Origin of the sequence: Kitasatospora sp. YST-16, from assembly GCF_026802215.1 — a bacterium.
In the GTDB taxonomy this organism is placed as follows: Bacteria; Actinomycetota; Actinomycetes; order Streptomycetales; family Streptomycetaceae; genus Kitasatospora; species Kitasatospora cineracea.
Map to the genome: position 1 here is coordinate 7439579 of NZ_CP113837.1, position 17897 is coordinate 7457475.

Genomic DNA, 17897 nt, shown 5'->3' on the forward strand with positions numbered 1-17897 from the left:
GGTGGCGATCTCGGGGCCGGGGCCGGGGCGGGTCATGCGGCGGCCGCCGAGGGGGTGCCGGAGAGGGTGAGCATGCGGTCGGCGACGGTGCGCGGATCGGGGTGGTGGAGTTCACCGGAGAAGGTCCCGCCGGCCAGGAAGACCACGCGGTCGGCGAAGGAGGCGGCCACCGGGTCGTGCGTGACCATCACGACCGTCGCGCCCAGGCCGTCCACCGCGTCCCGCAGGAGGCCGAGCACCTCGTGGGCGCTGCGGGTGTCGAGCGCGCCGGTCGGCTCGTCCGCGAAGATCACGTCGGGGCTGGTGACCAGCGCCCGGGCCAGCGCGACGCGCTGCTGCTGGCCGCCGGAGAGCTGTCCGGGACGGCGCGAGGCGTGCTCGCCCAGGCCGACCCGGGCCAGCAGTTCGTGGGCCCGGGCGCGGTCCTGCCGCCGGCCGGCCAGGCGTTGCGGCAGCAGCACGTTCTGCAGGACCGTCAGCGACGGCAGCAGGTTGAAGGACTGGAAGACGAAGCCGATCCGGGTGCGCCGCAGCTTGGTCAGCCGGTCCTCGCCCAGCGAGCTGATCTCCTGTCCCGCGAGCAGGACCTGGCCCGCGTCCGGCCGGTCGAGGCCCGCCGCGCACTGCAGGAAGGTGCTCTTGCCGGAGCCGGACGGCCCCATCACGGCCGTGAAGGTGCCCTTCGGGAGCACCAGGTCGACGCCGCCGAGGGCGTGCACCGCGCCGGCGCCGTGCCCGTAGCTGCGGCGCACCGCACGTAGCTCCACGGCGGGCGGAGCGGCGGCGGGTCGGGCGGACCCGGGGGCGGCGGACGGGACGGGCCGGCCGGAGGTGAAACGGCGCAGGCGGGGCGACATGGTGGAGCCTTCCTCGGAGACGGCGCCCCCGGTGTACGCGCTCCGGAGGCACTGTCAACGCTAGGAAACTCCCAGGTCACCCACCATGAAGGCGACAGGAGACTTCGGGGTGGGGCTATCCCCACCCCCATCGGGCAGCCAGCCCCCGGAGGGGGTTTTGGTTCCCGGTGGGGCAGCCGATTTCAGGTTCCAGGTAGAGCGGCCGGCCCTGCCGGAGGGCGGCCGGTCGTTGGGAAGGCGGGGGGAGGGGACGGCTGGCGTGGGGTCAGACCGGTTTCGCAACCGGCTGGGGCAGTTGGTTGGTGGCGGCCAGTACCTCGCCGCCCGGTTGGGTGCCCAGGGGGCGGCGCAGTTCGGCGATCTCGGGGTCGGCTGCCGAGACGGTGAGGGTGTAGGGGGCGGGGCCGGTGATGCTCTGGCTGCCGTCGACCCGGGGGGAGAGGCCGGTGGCCACGGCGGTTGCGTCGATGCCGGGGCAGAGTGCCGCGGTCGGCAGCACCACGTGGGCGGTCGTGCCGCTGTCGGTGATCAGCCAGCCCCGGCCGTCGGGGGTGTGGGTGGCGCCGTTCACCGTGGTGGGCAGCCCGTAGGCGGCGGCCACCACCCCGTTCGGGCCCTCGATCTCGACCGCGATGCCCGCGCTGCCCAGGGGCGCGGAGAGCGCCAGCGGGGTGGCCGAGCCGGAGCCGAGTTCCAGGTCGAACACGAACTCGCCGGGCCGGGTGGCGTCCAGCCGCTGGTAGCCGTAGGAGGTGAAGCGCAGCCAGGGGCCGGTGGACTTCTCGGTGGGGAGCGCGTCGGCGGCTGCCGGGAAGCGGTGGTAGCCGTGCTGCCCGCACTTGCTGCCGGCGAACGTCCCGCCGTCGGGGAGCGCCTGGTCGCCGGTGGGACGGGGGCTGGCCGCCCGGGCGCCCGAGGAGGCGAGTTGCGGGGTGTGCGCCCGGTTGGGGCCGAACAGCAGCCCGCCGACCACCAGCAGGACGATCAGCGCGCCGAGCACGGCCGTCCACCGTTCGCCCCGGCTCAGCGCGCGGAACCGGTGGCCGAACCGGTCCGGCCGTCCGGGCCGCCCGGACCGGGTGCGGCGGGCACGACGGGTGCGGGCCGGGCCGTCGGCGGACCAGCGGCGGCCGCCCGGGTCGACCGGGGGTTCGCGGCGCCAGCGCTCGGTGAGCATCCTGGTCCGGGCGGACGGCTCGCTCACGGTGGCGGAGCGGATGAACTCCTCGTCCAGGACCAGACCTTCGAACGGGTCCGGGGGTTCCACGGCATCGGGCGGGCGGCGGTCGGGCATTGCGCCAGTATGCCCGCCGGGGGTGTCGCCGCGGGACTATGTTCTGGATCACGGACGCGGCAGATCCGGGAAGGCCCTGGTGCAGTTCGCCGTCCGGGGAGGACGACCGCTGTGCCGCAGATCCTGATCGACCACTCGCCGGGCCTGGACTTCGACGTCACGGGCTTCGCCAAGGAGGTCCACCAGTTGATTCCCCAGGTCGTCAACACCCGGGTGGAGGACTGCAAGACGCTGGTGCGCCCGGCCGCGCAGCACCTGGTCGGTGACGGTGCCTCGACGGAGGCCGTGGTGCTGGTGGAGATCAAGATCCTGGCCGGTCGCAGCGTCGAGGTCCGCAGCACGCTCTCCGCCCGGGTGACGGAGCTGCTGCGCGCGTACGTCCGGGTGCCCGCCGCGTTCTGCGTGGAGGTCACCGAACTCGACCGGGAGACCTACGTGTTCGTGCAGCACTCCGGGCAGTGACGGTCGGGAGGTCCGGGAGGTCCGGGAGCTCTGGGAGATAACGAGGGCGGCGAGGGGAGACTGCGGTTGGTGTCTCCCGACCGGGGAGAATCGTTTCAGCTCGGTCGGGAGACGCGGGGAATCTGGGAGGGGGAGGGGGCGGTGCCCGCCGGGTGGTGCGAGGGTGGCGGCGGGGCCGGGGCGGGTGGGGCAGTGGGTCGGCCGGGTGTTGCGGGCCGGGTGCTACAGGCCGGGTGTGGACTCGTCGAACAGGAGGCAGCGGGCCCGGTTGTCCAGGTCGAGGGTGCGTCCGGAGACCACCTGGCGGCCCTGTTCGTCCACCTCCCGCGCGGTGTGGTGGATGCCCTTCGCCTTGCTCAGGTCGGGGACGCGCGCGGTGCGGTCCGGGTAGCCGCTGTCCGGGAGGAAGATCAGGTACTCCCAGTCGCGGGCCGGATTGTGCACCGTGGAGCAGGGGTTGGGAGAGAGCCGGATGGTGGCGAAGCGCTTGTCGTTGGCCACCGCGGAGCGGCCGAAGCCGAGCGTCCCGGTGCGGACCAGGTCCAGCCGCGGGGTGCCGGCGCCGCCCTTCTCCTGCTGGAACACCCAGATCCGGCCGTTCTCCTGGCCGTTGTAGTCCTCGCGCTCGTAGAGGCAGAACGCGTCGCTCGGGCAGGCCGCGACGCCGTGCCCGCGCAGCAGGTGGGCGCCGGAGCGCTGGGCGGTGACCGCGCCCGCGGGGACGGCGGCAGCGGCCAGGAGCAGCAGTCCGGCGGAGGCACAAGTGATCATCTTTTCCATGCCCCACCCAACGAGACCCGCACGGACCGGGCACGCGAGCGCCACCCTTTCATGACGGACCGTCACTCGGGCGGCGGCCTTCGATACTCAGCGTCACGATTTGGTGTTGAAGTGTCGCGCTGGTGCCGCGGATTTCACCCGACGAACAGACGAACGCTCCGCAGTGAGGGGGCTCGGATCCGGCCCCGGAGCGGGGCTGGGGGAAGATCCGGGGGAAGACGGGGACGGAAGCGGGGCCGGGGGCGGGGTGTTTCCGGTGCGGGTGGTCGGGGCCGGGGGTGGGCGGGAGCGGCTTGTGGGCGGGCTTGCTTGTGCCGCTGGTCGGGGCGTGTCTATGTTGGGCGGGAGTTCGACGTTCGGCAGGATGCAAGAAGAGGTGTAGCGGCGCGATGTGTGGCCCCCGCCCGGCAGTGCGGTACGGGAGCGGAGTCGGTTCGACCGGCGCTCCGCGGGCGAAGGAGGCGTGAGGTGACCGGTACTCCGGACGCCATCGGTGCCCTGCTCGGATCCGGCCCCCGGCGGGTCGTCCCGCTGCCCGAACCGGCCGAACGCGAACGCCTGCGGGTGGCGTACGGGCTGGGGAAGACCGAGACCGCGCAGGCCCTCGGCATCAGCGCGAGCACGCTCACCGCCTGGGAGCAGGGCCGCCGCGACCCGCAGGGCGAGGGCCGGGCCGCGTACGCGCGCCTGCTGGAGGGGATCGCCGCGCAGTTGGTGGCGGAGGAAGAAGAGGAGTCGGAGGAAGAGGGAGAGCGGGCGGGAGAGGCGGAGGAGTCGGGGGGTGGGGCGGTTGCCGAGGGGGGCGTGCCGCAGGCGGTGATGCTGGATCAGCATCCGGACGGTTCGCTGGTGATGGCCGTGGCCGCGCCGTGCGTGCAGTGCGGGCAGCCGTCGGTGTACCGGGCGCAGGGACGGCCCATGCACCTCGGTGGTTTCTGCCGTCCGCCGGCGCCGGTGCCGGGGGCCCTGCCCGAGCCGCTAGCTGTGCCCCGTACGGCCACGGCCGCGCCCGTGGCGGCTCCGGAGCCGGAGCCGAAGCCGGAACCGAAGTCGGTGCCCGTGCGGGCGAGGGCGCGGGGTGCTGAGGCGCGGGGTGGGAAGGGGCGGCGGGCCGTGGAGGCGGAGGACTGGGAGCAGGCGGCCGCCGCGCGGTTCCCGGCCGGGCCGCTGGCCGTGGTCGACGTGGCGGCGGACGGGCGCGGGCTGGTCGCGTACGGGGCGGACGGTGCGGAGGCGCCCGGGGAGCGGCCGGCCGGGCGCGGGGTGGCCGAGCTGCTGGAGTGGGCGCTGCGGGCCCGGTTCGGCTCGGCCCGGCTGCACCGGTACGGCAAGGACGGCGACCCGCTGCTGGTGCTGACCGACGCCGCGGCCACCGAGCTCGGCCTGCCGCCCGCCGGACGCGACGAGAAGACCCAGTACGTCGCCCGGATCGGCCGCCTGCCCGACACCCACAAGCAGGTCAAGGCGCTGGCCAAGGACGGCTGGCAGCTCACCCGGCGCGGGTTCGGCCCCTGGGCCCGGATCTACCGCGAACCCGAGGCTGGCCGCCGGCAGTGCGTGCAGCTGTGCGTGCTGCCGTGGGGCGCGCTGGACGGCGCAGGCTGGAAGCTCCCGGACGGCCTTGCCGCGCCCGAACTCGCCCGCCTGCTCGGCACGTACGCCCGCCGGGTGCACACCCCGCGCGGCTCCACCGCCGTCTCCGGGCTGGAACTCGTCACCGCGCTGCGCCCGCCGACCCGCCCGGTGCGCACCGGCAGCGGCTGGACGTCCGGGCCGGTGGAGGGCTCCCGGCACCGGGTGTTCGACGCCGCGCCGCCCGAGGTCCCCGACGAGCACCCGCTGGCCGCCGAGCGCGAGGACGACGCCGTCCTGGTCACCGAGGCCTGGGACTGGCACCGCCCGCTCACCGACCGGGAGGCCGCCGCGCCGTTCGCCGTCGGACTCGACGTCAACATGGCCTTCCTCGCGGCCGCCGGGCGGCTCAACGTCCCGCTCTCCGAACCCGTGCACGAGCTGAACCCGGCCTTCGACAAGAAGACGCCCGGCAGTTGGCGCGCCGACCTCAGCGGACTCGCCCTCGACCCGCTGCTGCCCAACCCGTTCACCGCCGACGGCAGCGCGCCCACCGGCCCCGCCTGGTACAGCACCGCCAAACTCGCCTACGCCGTCGAACTCGGCGCGGACGTCCGCCCCAGCGAGGGCTGGCTGCGCCACGAGTCCGGCCCGTACCTCGACCCGTGGCACAAGCGGCTGCGGCAGGCCTACCTGGACACCATGGCCGCGCTCGGCGTCCCGGCCGACCTCGCCGACCGCGACCCGGCGGCGTTCCTGGACGCGATGGCCGCGCTCGGCGACGGCGACCCGGCCGAACTGGCCGTGCTCGGCGCGATCAAGCAGACCGCCAAGGGCACCATCGGCAAGTTCCGCGAGCGCCCCCGCGGCCTCGGCTACCGCCCCGGCCAGCGCTGGTCCGCCCTCGACCGCCCCACCTGGGACCCGCTGGTGCGCGCCCTGGTGATCGACACCGCCACCGTCAACCTGCACCGCAAACTCGCCCGGCTGCACGCCGAGCTCGGCACCCCGCCGCTCGCCGTGCTCTCCGACTGCGCGGTCTTCGCCGCCCCCGGCCCCTCGGCGCTGGACGTGCTGCGCCGCCCCGACGGCGGCGTCAGCACCGCGCTGCGGCTCGGCGTCTCGCCCGGGCACGTCAAGTTCGAGGGCAGCCGGCCGATCGCCGAGATCCGCGAACTGCTCGCCGACGGCGCCAACCCGGCCCGCCACATCAAGACCGGCGGACTGGTCTCCGCCGACGAGTGACCCGTCCGGCAGCGGGACGGTTCCCGTACCCACCAGCAGCAGCGAGGAGAAGTGACGCCCCGTGGGGGAGATCGACGAAGGACTCGAACGGGCCGAGCGGACCCGGCCGATCCCGCACACGGTGCCCGCCCGGGTCCGGTACCTGGTCAAGCGGGCCAAGGGTTCCACCCGGGCGGTCGCCGACGAGCTCGGCGTCTCCCAGCGCACCGTGCAGCGCTGGCTCAAGGGCAGCATCAGCCCCAAGCCGGACGCAGCCCGGCGGATCGAGGAGCGGGTCCGGGCCAGCTGGCAGCCGGGGGTGCGCCGCCGGGTCCGCCGCCGGGCCGAGGAGCAGGGCTTCATGCTGCACATCCAGGCCCGCTTCGGCTACACCGCGGCCGGCGGCTCCACCGACGACCCGCGCGAGCGCCTGATCACCCAGCACCTGCCCGGCGACGTCGCCCGCGAGCTGTACGCCGCCCGCGACGCCGGGGCCGGTGAGAGCGAGCAGGAACGGATCCTGGCCGGGGCGCTCCAGGAGCACTACTTCAAGGACCGCGGCCGCCGCGCCGAGGGCCTCACCGCCGAGATCAACGACCTCGGCTGGCTGGAACTGGAGATCTGACGCCGTCGGGCCCGGAACGGCCGGGGACACCTCCTGGGACTGGGCGTTCCGGTCGGCGGGTGGGCGTCGTGCTCGGCGGGTCGGGCGTCGGCAGTCGGGCGTTCGGTGCCGGCGCCTGCGGCGAGTTGCCCGATGCGGCTGAAGCACCGCAGGCAGGCGCTCAACCCTGCGGTGAGCGCGTGGTCGTGCCGGCGGTCAGCCGCCAGAGGCCGGCCACCTCGTAGTAGACGCCGTTGACCAGTTGCAGCAGCACCAGCGTGACCGGCCAGAGCAGCGCTCCGAGACCGGGGACCGCGTCCACCGGCAGGGTGTAGGCCATCACGACCCGCACGACGGCGTCGAGCAGCATCGCCACGCCCCAGATCGCAGTCGAGACCCGCCAGATCCGCCGGAAGGCCGGCTCGCGTTCCCACAGCACGTCCCAGGACGTGCCGTCGGATCGGAACCGTCCCTCCAACAGGGGGCGGCCGCCGTGGAAGAGCAGCGGGCGTTCGGCCCTGATCGAGATCAGGAACCAGAGCCCGGCCACGCCGGTCAGCCAACCGTCCTTGGCCAGCAGGAACCGGGGGCTGCCGCCGACCAGCGCGGCTGCGACGCCGAGCAGCATGGTCCCGGCGACGAATCCCGCCATGCCCTCCAGGCTGCGGGTGCGCAGCCACTGCACCGCTGTGGTGAGCGCCGGGAGGAAGGCACCGGCCAGCAGCGCGACGAAGACGCTGACGCCGGCGGCGCGCAGACCGTAGTACAACGCGATCGGTACCGCGATGTCCCGGACGACACCGAGCAGCAGACGTCGCCCGCTCGGCCGCGGCGGCGTCTCGGAGGTCGTCACCGCCGGCACGTCGTGCCTGGTCATGGCGTTCTCCCGTGGTGAGGGGGGCCGGGCCGGTGAGCTCCCGGACACGGCCGCCCGCGCCCGGGGCGAGGCGGCCGCGCCATCCGTGTGACTGCGGCGTTGGCCGCCGGCTCCAGGGTGATTCCGCGCTGGACGGCAGCTGAACCGGCGACCGCGCCCTTGCCGTTCGAGGATGCGCGGGCGGTGCGGCTGGGTTGCCGAGCCGACCGCAGCAGGACCTTGTCCCGCCGACGCTCAACCCGCCGACCGAAGTGCTCCGTCGCACCGGCACGCGCTCCCGGCCCGGTGGCCGGCCGGAGTACCGGTTCGGGGTCGCGGGCTGAGGAGGGGGTGTGCGGCGCGGGCGTGCGGCGCCGGCCGTGGCCGGGGTGGCGGGCGGTCCGGCGGGCTACGGGGTCGGGAGGTAGTCGAACCAGTCGAAGGCGACGGTGCCCTCGGTGGCGTACATGCCGATGACGCGTCCGGTGAAGCCGGCGGCGACCTCGGTGGAGAGGTAGCGGCCGTCCAGTTCGGCGAGCGGCCGGGCGCCGGGGGCGTCGGGGTCGCCGAGCCAGCAGGCGACGGTGTCGGGGCCGAAGGGCTCGGTGCCGGCGAGTTCGGGGGACGGGGGCACCAGGTCGGTGGTGCGGACGGTCACGGTCAGGGTGAGCGGGCCGGGCGGTACCGGGCGGCGGGCCAGGGTCTGCCGCAGCGGGCCGATCCGGGCGACGACGCGGACCTCGCCCGCACCGGCCTCCAGGTCGTAGTGGTGGGCCTCGTCCAGGCGCACGCTCAGGCCGCCCCGGCCGGTGCCGGGGTCGATCCGGGCGGAGGCGCGGCAGTCGTGGTGCTGCTGGCGGCGGCCGACGAAGGTGTGGCCGGGGCGGTCGAGGGTGGGGCCGGTGGCGGTGAGGGAGAGCCGGCCGGGGGGATCGGTCAGCGACCAGGAGCCGTCGGGGCGGGCGTGCGGGGAGATCCAGTGCGGGGCGAGCACGGGGGAGTCGAAGTCGTCGCGGACGGGCGGGTCGGGGAAGGGGTGCCAGGCGCCGGGGGCGGGGTGCCGCTCGGCCACCGGCGCGACGACGGGCCAGCCGTCCTCGTCCCAGGTCACGGGGGTGAGGAAGGTCTCCCGGCCGAGGACGTGGTAGTTGGGGGAGAAGCCGCGCGGCCGGGTGCCGAGCAGCACCATCCACCAGCTGCCGTCGGGCGCGGTGACCAGGTCGCCGTGGCCGGTGCTCTGGACCGGCCGGTCGGTGCCGCTCGCGGAGAGCACGGGGTTGGCGGGGGCGCCCTCCCAGGGGCCGCGCGGGGAGCGGGCGCGGGCGATCGAGACGGCGTGGCCGCGTTCGGTGCCGCCCTCGGCGATCAGCAGGTACCACCAGTCGCCGATCCGGTACAGGTGCGGGGCCTCGGGCCACTTGAGGCCGGTGCCCGACCAGGTGGGGAAGGGCCCCTCCAGCACCTCGCCGGTGTCCGGGTCGATCCGGGAGAGGTGGATGCCGGGGGCGGTGGAGGCGGCCCAGCAGGTGCCGTCCTCCTCCCAGGCCAGGTCCGGGTCGATCCCGGGGAGGTCGATCCAGACCGGGTCCGACCAGGGGCCCTCGGGGCGCTCGGCGGTCACGACGAAGTTGCCGCCGGTGGTGACGTTGGTGCAGATCACCCGGAACCGGCCGTCGTGGTGACGGATCGTCGGCGCGTACAGGCCGCGCGAGGCGGTGCTGCCGGGCAGCGGCAGCGGCAGCTGCCCGGGGCGGTCGAGCACGTTGCCGAGCTGGCGCCAGTGCACCAGGTCCCGGCTGTGGAAGAGCGGCAGCCCGGGGACGTACTCGAAGCTGGAGCACACCAGGTAGTAGTCGTCGCCGACCCGGCAGACGCTCGGGTCGGGGTGGAACCCGGGGATCACGGGGTTGTCGTACGTCCGCACGGGGCGGGTCCTTTCGGTGGGCTGCCGGTCGTCGCTCAGTGGAGGGCGATCGCCGTCCACGACACCGGGGGCAGCTCGACGGTGAGCACGCCGTCGGCGAGGGTGGCGCTGGTGTTCGCGGCCGGGACGACCCGGAGCGGGTCGGCGAGGGTGTTCTTGGCGTACGGGTCGGCGTCGGCGAGGGTGAGCGCCTCGACCACCCGCGACACGGGGAGGTCGCGGACGTCGACGGTGATCCGGGCCGGCTCGGACAGGTCGCGGTTGACCAGGAAGACCGCGGCCCGGCCGTCGTCGACGGTGGCGACGGCGTCGACCAGGGACGCCTCGCCGTGCCGGGCGGTCAGGTAGGTCGGCGCGTCGATCACCGGCCGGAGCACCTCGCCGGAGGCGAGCCGGCTGGTGATCGAGAACGGGTGGAAGGTGGTCTGCCGCCAGGCGGGGCCGCCGGGTTCGGTCATGATCGGCGCGATCACGTTGACCAGCTGGGCCAGCGAGGCCGAGGTGACCCGGTCGCTGCGCTTGAGCAGCGTCATCAGCAGGTTGCCGACGACCACGGCGTCCGCCACCGTGTAGACGTCCTCCAACTGCCGCGGGGCGTACCGCCACTCGTCGTTGACCTCGTCGGACGCCTTGTGCTCCTCCAGGTACCAGACGTTCCACTCGTCGAAGGAGATGTTCATCCGCTTCTTCGACTGCCGCTTGTGCCCGACGTGGTCGGCGGTGGCGAGCACGGTGTCGATGAAGAACTCCATGTCGACCGAGGAGGCCAGGAAGGAGCCGAGGTCGCCGTCGTGCACCTGGTAGTAGGCGTGGCAGGAGACGTAGTCGACGTAGTCGTAGCTGTGCTCCAGGACGGTGCGCTCCCAGTCGCCGAAGGTCGGCATGCCGGAGCCGGAGGAGCCGCAGACGACGAGTTCGAGGTCCTTGTCGGCGGCCTTCATCGCGGCGGCGGTGCGGGCGGCGATCTTGCCGTAGTCGTCGGCGGTCATGAAGCCGGTCTGCCAGGGGCCGTCCATCTCGTTGCCCAGGCACCACATCCGCACGTCGTGCGGCTCCGGGGTGCCGTTGGCGATGCGCCGGTCGGAGAGCGCGGTGCCGGACGGGTGGTTGGCGTACTCCAGGAGGTCCAGGGCGGGCAGGATGCCGCGGGTGGCGACGTTGACCGCCAGCATCAGTTCGGAGCCGGTGAGCTTGAGCCACTTGGCGAACTCGTCCAGGCCGACCTGGTTCGACTCCAGCGAGTGCCAGGACAGGTCGCGCCGCACCGGGCGCTGCTCGCGCGGACCGACCGAGTCCTCCCAGCGGAAACCCGAGACGAAGTTCCCGCCGGGGTAGCGGACGGTCGTGGACCCGAGCTCCCGCACCAGCTCGACGACGTCCATCCGGAAGCCGTCCTCGTTCGCGGTCGGGTGGTCCGGCTCGTAGATGCCGGTGTACACGCAGCGGCCGAGGTGCTCGACGAACGAGCCGAAGGTGCGGCGCCGGACGGGGCCGACGACGGCCTTCCGGTCGAGTGCGATGTGGGCGCGGGGCACAGCGGGTCCTTTCAGCGGGTCGGTGCGGTGCGGGGCGGGTTCAGCCCTTCACGGCACCGGTGAGGCCGCCGACGATCTTCTTCTCGAAGGCGGCGAAGAAGGCCATCGCGGGCAGCATGGCGAGCGAGGTGAAGGCGAGCACCTTCGCGGTGTCCACGGAGTACTGCGAGGAGAACGCCTGGACGCCGAGCGGCAGGGTGAAGTTCGCCTGCGAGTTCAGCACGTACAGCGGCAGCACGTAGTTGTTCCAGCTGCCGATGAACCCGAGGATGCCGACCGTCACCACGCCGGGGCGCGACAGCGGGACGACCATCCGGAAGAAGAACCCGAGCCGGCCGGTGCCGTCGATCGCGGCGGCCTCCTCGATCTCCTTCGGGATGGCGCGCAGGAACGGCACCAGGATGATCACGGTCGTCGGCAGGCCGAAGGCGATCTGCGGGACGATCACGCCCAGCAGGTTGTCGACCAGGCCGAGGTCCTTGACCACGATGTACAGCGGGGTGATCGCGATGACCATCGGGAACATCAGGCCGGCCGCGAACAGCGAGTACATCGCGCCCTTGAGCTTGAAGTCGTAGCGGGCGAGCACGAAGCTCACCATCAGGCCGAGCACCACCGTGCCGGCGGTGCTGGCGAGCGCCACCACCAGGGAGTTGGCGAACTCGCCCCAGAACGTCACCGACTTCAGGACGTTCAGGTAGTTGCTCACCACCCAGGGCCCGGGCAGGCCGGCCGGGCTCGTGCTGATCTGCGCGTTGGTGCGGAACCCGCCGAGCACGATGTACAGCACGGGGGCGACGCAGACCCCGATGAACAGCAGGGCGACGAAGTAGGTGAAGGGGTTGCCCCACTTCTGCGGCCGGTCGGCCGTCCGCGCGCTCATCAGGAGGCTCCTTCGGTGATGGCGCCCTGCAGGTCGCGGCGGAGCAGGAAGCGCTGGTAGAGCAGGGCGACGACGAGCGAGATCAGGAACATCACGACCGCGATCGCGCTCCCGTAGCCGTAGTTGCCCGCGTTGCGGCCCTGGCCGACCATGTAGATCGCCATGGTCGAGGTGCCCGCGGTGCCCGCCACGTACGGGCCCCAGATGATGTAGACCAGGTCGAACAGCTGCAGCGAGCCGATGATCGACAGGAACGCCCAGATCCGGATGGTCGGCCCCAGCAGCGGCAGCGTGATGCGGCGCTGGATCTGCCAGTACGAGGCGCCGTCGATCTGGGCGGCCTCGGAGAGCTCCTCGGGGATCGACTGCAGGCCGGCGAGCATCAGGATCACCGCGAAGCCGATGTACTTCCACGAGATGATGCCCAGCAGCGTCCAGATGGCCAGCTTCGGGTCGGACAGCCAGTCGGCCTGCAGGAAGCCCAGGCCGAGGTGCCGCAGCAGGTCGTTGAGGGCGCCGCTGCTCTGGAGCATCAGGCTCCAGCCGGTGCCGACGATGACCTCGGAGACCACGTACGGCACGAAGATCAGGATCCGGATGGCCGAGCGGCCGCGGATCTTCTGGTTGAGCAGGAGCGCGAGGCCGATCGCCAACGGGCCCTGGACGGCCAGCGAGAGCACCAGGATCACGCCGGTGTGCCACAGCACCTGCTGGAACGCCGGGTCGGTGAGGATCAGCTTGTAGTTGTTCAGGCCGACCCAGTCGGTGGGCGGACCGTAGCCGTGCCAGCGGTAGAAGCCGTAGAACGCGGCGAGTGCCACCGGGAAGATCACGAACGCCAGGAAGACGAGGATCGCCGGTCCGGACAGGACCGCGATCTCGAACCGCAGCTTGGCACGGCCGCGCCGGCGGCGGGTGGCCGCCGGCGGCGGAGCCGGGCGCGCGGACGTGGCCGCGCTCCCGGCTCCGGGCGTGCCCTGCGACTGGTGGCCGTCGGCCGGCTCAGTGCCCAGGGTGTTGCTCATGGTGTGCGCACTCAGCCCTTCGCGGCGGCGGCGTTGGTGTCCTTGGCGATGTCCGCGCCGCCGCCCTTGCCGGCGAACAGGTTCACCACGGCGGTGTTCATCGCGTTGCCGACGTTCTGGCCGTACTCGGTGTCGAGGAACAGCATCGAGTACGGGGCCTTGTTGAACGCCTGCAGCGCCGAGACGTTGTAGGACTCGGTGATGGCCGCCTGGGCCTCCTGGTTCACCGGGATGGCGACGAACGCCTTGGCGTACTCCTTCTGCTGGTCGGTGGTGACCAGGAAGCGCAGGAAGTCCAGGGCCTCCTTCGGCGCCTTCTTGGACAGCGAGAACCCGTCGAGGCCGCCCATGATGGCGGCCGGGTCGCCCTGGCCGCCCGGCACGGAGGGGAAGGGGAACCAGCCCAGGTCGGGGAGCGGCTTCTGGTCGGGGGTCAGGCTGGCGATCACGCCCGGGTTCCAGTTGCCCATCAGCTCCATGCCCGCCTTGTGATTGGCGATCAGGCCCGCGGACGAGCCGGCGCCCTGCTGCGAGGAGGTGGTCAGGAAGCCCTGCTGGAACGGGTCGGTCTTGAGCAGCGACGCCAGGTCCTCGCCCGCCTTGGTCCAGCACGGGTCGTCGAACTTCAGCGACTGGGCGGCCTTCTTCATGGTGTCCTGGCTGCACTCGCGCAGGGCGAAGTTGTAGTACCAGTGCCCGGCCGGCCAGGCGTCCTTGGCGCCGACCGCGATCGGCGCGACGCCGATCGCCTTCAACTTCGCGACGGCGTCCTGCAGTTCGGGCATCGTGGTGGGCGGCGCGGTGATGCCGGCCTGCTGGAACAGGTCCTTGCTGTAGTAGACGCCCTCGGGCTGGGTGTCGACCGGCATCGCGTAGACCTTGCCGTCGACTGTGTAGCCGGCGATGCCCGTCGCGCCCGCGTTCTTCCGGTCGGTGTCGGTGAGCTCCAGCGGCTGGAGCTGGCCGGCCTGGACCATGGCCTGCATCTTGCCGCCGCCGCGCTGCAGGAAGATGTCCGGCGCGGAGCCGGAGTTGAGCGCGGTCTGCAGCTTCCCGTCCAGGTCCTCGTTCTGGACCGTCTGGATGTTGATCTTGACGTTCGGGTGCAGGGCCTCGTACGCCGCCCCGGCCGCCTTCCAGTACTCGGCGCCCTGGCCGGGCTGGGCGTTCTCCCAGAGGGTCAGCGTCACCTTGCCGTCGGACGAGCCGCCGCTCCCGCCGCCGTCGCTGCCGGCGCAGCCGGTGACGGCGAGCGTGATGCCCAGGGCGATCGCGGCGGCCGCCGTGCGGCGGGTCTTTCTCGTCATCGTGGGGACTTCCTGTTCTGTCGTCGTCGCCGGGGGAGCCCGGGTGGGAGTACGCGAAGTGAAGGCACGTCAGGTGGGATCACCGCGGCTCCTGCGGCCCGGTCGCGGGTGGGTGGACCGGTGTGACCGGGCGTGAAGCGGTCGGCAGGGGCGGCTCGAATGCTGGAGAGTATGTGCTCGCCACGGAGCGGGCGTCAATAACTTGTTTCCGAAAAGTGTCCGAAACTTGCGGCAGATTACGGGCGGATAACACCGAAACATTTCGAAGTTCGTGGCCCGGAGGGCTTGCGCAGAGGCTTGACAGGCTTTGTTAGCGCTAACAATATGGTGCGCCAAACCCCTCCACCCAAGGATGCCCATGGACAGACGCTGGTTCGGAGCCACCCGCCGCAGAGCCGCGGCGATCGGCACCGCCGCCGCCCTGCTGGCCCCCGCCCTGGCCGCCGGCCTGCTCGCCGGGGCGGCCCCCGCCCGGGCGGCCGCCCCGGAGCTCGTCGCCAACGGCGGCTTCGAGAACGGCCTCGCCAACTGGTCGGCCAACCACGGCAACCCCACCGACGGTGCGGCGCTGTCGCTCACCTCCGACGCCTACGCCGGATCCGCCGCCGTGCTCGTCACCGGCCGGAAGACCACCGGCTCCGGCCCGATGCAGGACGTCTCGGGCAAGGTGAGGGCCGGTCACAGCTACACCGTCACCGCGCGGGTCAAGTACGACGACCCCGCCGCCCCGGCGACCAAGCAGTTCTTCGCCACCATGCACTACGGCGGCGCCACCTACACCAACCTCGGCACGGTGACGGTGCCCCGCGGCCAGTGGGGGCTGGTCCGGGGCACGTTCACCGTCCCGGCCGGACAGGACGTCAGCACCGCGCAGCTCTTCCTGGAGACCCCCTGGGTCCAGGACCCGGCGAGCGCCCCGGCCGCCAACCTGATGGACTTCGCGGCCGACGACGTCTCGCTGACCGAGGCGGACTCCTCGGCGGCCCACCCGCCCGGCCACGCCGCACCCGCCAAGACCGTCGGCAACGCCAACCCCCTGATGGACTACCAGTACGGCGCCGACCCGTGGGCGATGGTCTACGACGGGCGCGTGTACGAGTACCTGACCTCGGACGGCTCGTCGTACGACGCGAACGGCGACGTCGTGCAGTCCTACGAGTACGACGCCGCGGGCAACGTCAAGGACAACGGCTACGGGCAGATCAAGACGCTCACCGTCATCTCCTCCGCCGACCTGGTCAACTGGACCAACGAGGGCCAGGTCAAGGTGGCGGGCGCGCCCGGCGCCGCGAAGTGGGCCGCCAACTCCTGGGCCCCGGCGGCCGCGCACAAGACGGTCGGCGGCAAGGAGAAGTTCTTCCTGTACTTCGCCAACAGCGGCGGCGGCATCGGCGTGCTGACCGCCGACTCGCCCACCGGCCCGTGGACCGACCCGATCGGCAAGGCGCTGGTGAGCCCCGCGACGCCCGGCACCGCCGGCGTGGTGTGGATGTTCGACCCGGCGGTCCTGGTCGACGACGACGGCTCGGCCTACCTCTACTTCGGCGGCGGCGTGCCCACCGACGGCACCGACCACCCGCGCAGCACCCGGGTGATCAGGCTCGGCGACGACATGGTCAGCACCGTCGGCACGGCGGCGACCATCGACGCGCCCGCGGTGTTCGAGGACTCCGGGATCAACAAGATCAACGGCAAGTACTACTACAGCTACTGCACCAACTTCAGCCACTCCAGCACGATCGACGGCCACGCCATCGGCTACGGCAACATCGCCTACATGGTGTCCGACAGCCCGACGGGCCCCTTCACCTACCAGGGCGAGATCCTCGGCAACCCCGGCTCCTTCTTCGGCGCGGGCGGCAACAACCACCACGCGATGTTCGAGTTCAAGGGCCGGACCTACATCACCTACCACACCCAGACCGTGCAGTCGGCGCTGGTCGCCGGCGGCTCCCTGGACAAGCCCCACGGCTACCGCTCCACCCACATCGACCAGGTGACGGTCAACGCCGACGGCTCCATCGCGCCGATCACCGGCACCTACCGGGGCCCGTCCCGGCAGGGCACGCTCGACGCGCACCGGCGGATCGAGGCCGAGACGATCGCCTGGGACTCCGGCATCCAGGACGCCTACGACCCCGCGTCCGGCATCCGGGTGCTGCCGATCGGCGCCGGGAGCAGCGGTGAGCAGAAGCTCACCAACGTCAACGACGGCGAGTGGACCGCGCTGGCCGGCGTCGACTTCGGCCCGGACGGCGCGACCAGCCTGGCCGCCGACGTGCTGCCGAAGGCCGGCGGCCGGATCCGGGTCCGCCTCGACCACCCGGACGCCACCGGCACCCAGGTCGGCACGCTGACCGTCCCCGCCGCCTCCGCGGGCGCCTGGAGCGAGGTCCGCACCGACCTGACCACCCGGGTCACCGGCGTGCACGACGTCTTCTTCGTCGCCGAGGGCACCGGCACCGGCGAGCTGTTCGACGTCGACGACTGGCGGTTCGGCTTCGACCGCACCGCCCCCACCGTCACGGCCCGCACCACCCCCGCGGCGCCCGACGGGTCGGACGGCTGGTTCACCGGGCCGGTGGCCGTCGACCTGTCGGCCACCGACGACTCCGGGGTCGCGGGCGTCGAGTACCGCCTCGGCGAAGGGAGTTGGCAGCCCTACCGCGCCCCGCTCGCCCTGCCGGAGGGCACCACCGAGCTCGGCTACCGGGCGACCGACACCGCGGGCAACACCAGCGAGGAGGCCCGCCTCACCGTCAAGCGGGACGCCACCGCCCCCACCGTCGCCGCCGAGCTGCCCGAACCCACCCTGGGCCACCTGTACGAGGGCTCCGCGGACCTCACCCTGACGGGCGAGGACGCGGCCTCCGGCATCGGCTCGTTGGAGTACGCCCTGGACGGCGGCGGCTGGCAGCCGTACACCGGCACCGTCACCGTCGACGCCCCGGGCCGGCACGCCGTCGCCTACCGGGCCACCGACCGGGCCGGCAACCGCAGCGCCACCGGCACCGCGACCGTGGACGTGGTGCCGAAGTGCACCCGCACCGTCACCGGACACAGCCGCAGCGCCCTGGTCGTCTCCGCCGGGACGACCTGCGTGAAGGGCGCGGAGGTCGGCACCGTCACGGTGGTCGACGACGCGGCCGTCCTGGTCGTGGTCGACAGCGCGGTCCGCGGGCCGCTGAACGTCCACCGGGGGAACACCGTGGTGGCGGAGAACAGCACCTTCGCCGGGAACGCGACGCTCTCCGGCACCACCGGCCGGATCAGCCTGACCGGCAACACCTTCGCCGGGCCGGTGAGCCTGACCGGCAACACCGGCAGCGCGCCGCTGCTCTCCGGCAACGGCGTCGACGGCGTCCTGAGCTGCACCGGCAACGACCCCGCGCCCGTCGACGGCGGGGCGGTGAACCACACCGCCCGGGCCGCGACCGGCCAGTGCGCCGGGCTGGCGGTGACCGACCGCCGGTAGCCCGTCCGACCCCCGAGCGCCCGTCCCCGACCGCCTGCGGCCGGGGGCGGGCGGTCTCGGCGTGCGCCCGGCCGGCCGGCCCCGGGGAGGGGCGTCCGT

13 protein-coding genes are annotated in these 17897 nt (G+C 73.1%); 4 read left to right on the top strand and 9 right to left on the bottom strand.

Annotation, left to right across the window (positions count from 1 at the left end; all coding sequences use genetic code 11):
• Positions 1-32: 32 nt before the first annotated feature.
• Together OU787_RS33475 and OU787_RS34705 are read right to left on the bottom strand one after the other, a co-directional pair.
• Entirely contained in the window at positions 33-857 is an 825-nt protein-coding gene (locus OU787_RS33475; RefSeq protein ID WP_268661665.1) for an ABC transporter ATP-binding protein, read from the bottom strand.
• 265 nt (positions 858-1122) lie between these two features.
• Positions 1123-2151 (bottom strand): SCO2583/SCO2584 N-terminal domain-containing protein, encoded by a 1029-nt coding sequence (locus tag OU787_RS34705; protein ID WP_327059448.1) that lies wholly within the window; start codon positions 2149-2151, stop codon positions 1123-1125.
• 111 nt (positions 2152-2262) lie between these two features.
• Here OU787_RS34705 and OU787_RS33485 point away from each other — a divergent pair, with 111 nt between their 5' ends.
• Complete coding sequence (locus OU787_RS33485) at positions 2263-2613, top strand: 5-carboxymethyl-2-hydroxymuconate Delta-isomerase (RefSeq protein ID WP_268661666.1); 351 nt, start codon at positions 2263-2265, stop codon at positions 2611-2613.
• 222 nt (positions 2614-2835) lie between these two features.
• Here the strand turns inward: OU787_RS33485 and OU787_RS33490 are convergent, their stop codons facing one another.
• On the bottom strand, positions 2836-3393 hold the full coding sequence (locus tag OU787_RS33490) for a hypothetical protein (protein ID WP_268661667.1): 558 nt from the start codon (positions 3391-3393) through the stop codon (positions 2836-2838).
• Positions 3394-3861: 468 nt separating this feature from the next.
• Between OU787_RS33490 and tap the strand changes: the two genes are divergently transcribed.
• Together tap and tpg are read left to right on the top strand one after the other, a co-directional pair.
• A complete protein-coding gene (gene tap / locus OU787_RS33495; protein WP_268661668.1) occupies positions 3862-6210 on the top strand; it encodes a telomere-associated protein Tap in 2349 nt (782 codons plus the stop codon).
• A 61-nt stretch (positions 6211-6271) separates the two neighbouring features.
• Positions 6272-6814: a telomere-protecting terminal protein Tpg gene (tpg, locus tag OU787_RS33500; RefSeq protein WP_030460225.1), complete on the top strand. Its 543-nt coding sequence runs from the start codon at positions 6272-6274 to the stop codon at positions 6812-6814.
• 160 nt (positions 6815-6974) lie between these two features.
• On the opposite strand, the gene OU787_RS33505 is transcribed toward tpg, so the two are convergent.
• From OU787_RS33505 to OU787_RS33530, 6 genes are all read right to left on the bottom strand, one after another.
• Entirely contained in the window at positions 6975-7670 is a 696-nt protein-coding gene (locus OU787_RS33505) for a VC0807 family protein (protein WP_268661669.1), read from the bottom strand.
• A 388-nt stretch (positions 7671-8058) separates the two neighbouring features.
• The gene (locus tag OU787_RS33510; RefSeq protein ID WP_268661670.1) at positions 8059-9573 is read right to left on the bottom strand and encodes a glycoside hydrolase family 43 protein; all 1515 of its coding nucleotides are present in this window, start codon (positions 9571-9573) and stop codon (positions 8059-8061) included.
• Positions 9574-9608: 35 nt separating this feature from the next.
• The gene (arfA, locus tag OU787_RS33515) at positions 9609-11108 is read right to left on the bottom strand and encodes an arabinosylfuranosidase ArfA (RefSeq protein ID WP_268661671.1); all 1500 of its coding nucleotides are present in this window, start codon (positions 11106-11108) and stop codon (positions 9609-9611) included.
• Positions 11109-11148: 40 nt separating this feature from the next.
• On the bottom strand, positions 11149-11991 hold the full coding sequence (locus OU787_RS33520) for a carbohydrate ABC transporter permease (protein WP_030460229.1): 843 nt from the start codon (positions 11989-11991) through the stop codon (positions 11149-11151).
• A complete protein-coding gene (locus OU787_RS33525) occupies positions 11991-13016 on the bottom strand; it encodes a carbohydrate ABC transporter permease (RefSeq protein WP_030460230.1) in 1026 nt (341 codons plus the stop codon). Before OU787_RS33525 ends, OU787_RS33520 begins: the two co-directional genes overlap by 1 nt.
• A gap of 11 nt (positions 13017-13027) precedes the next feature.
• On the bottom strand, positions 13028-14323 hold the full coding sequence (locus tag OU787_RS33530) for an ABC transporter substrate-binding protein (protein ID WP_268661672.1): 1296 nt from the start codon (positions 14321-14323) through the stop codon (positions 13028-13030).
• 358 nt (positions 14324-14681) lie between these two features.
• Here OU787_RS33530 and OU787_RS33535 point away from each other — a divergent pair, with 358 nt between their 5' ends.
• Positions 14682-17798 (top strand): OmpL47-type beta-barrel domain-containing protein, encoded by a 3117-nt coding sequence (locus OU787_RS33535; protein ID WP_268661673.1) that lies wholly within the window; start codon positions 14682-14684, stop codon positions 17796-17798.
• Positions 17799-17897 lie beyond the last annotated feature (99 nt).

What these genes read in the sequence shown, in the direction of transcription:
- OU787_RS33475 (WP_268661665.1), bottom strand. Translation starts at nt 857, where the DNA reads ATGTCGCCCCGCCTGCGCCGTTTCACCTCCGGCCGGCCCGTCCCGTCC.
- OU787_RS34705 (WP_327059448.1), bottom strand. Translation starts at nt 2,151, where the DNA reads ATGCCCGACCGCCGCCCGCCCGATGCCGTGGAACCCCCGGACCCGTTC.
- OU787_RS33490 (WP_268661667.1), bottom strand. Translation starts at nt 3,393, where the DNA reads ATGGAAAAGATGATCACTTGTGCCTCCGCCGGACTGCTGCTCCTGGCC.
- OU787_RS33505 (WP_268661669.1), bottom strand. Translation starts at nt 7,670, where the DNA reads ATGACCAGGCACGACGTGCCGGCGGTGACGACCTCCGAGACGCCGCCG.
- OU787_RS33520 (WP_030460229.1), bottom strand. Translation starts at nt 11,991, where the DNA reads ATGAGCGCGCGGACGGCCGACCGGCCGCAGAAGTGGGGCAACCCCTTC.
- OU787_RS33525 (WP_030460230.1), bottom strand. Translation starts at nt 13,016, where the DNA reads ATGAGCAACACCCTGGGCACTGAGCCGGCCGACGGCCACCAGTCGCAG.
- OU787_RS33530 (WP_268661672.1), bottom strand. Translation starts at nt 14,323, where the DNA reads ATGACGAGAAAGACCCGCCGCACGGCGGCCGCCGCGATCGCCCTGGGC.
- OU787_RS33535 (WP_268661673.1), top strand. Translation starts at nt 14,682, where the DNA reads ATGGACAGACGCTGGTTCGGAGCCACCCGCCGCAGAGCCGCGGCGATC.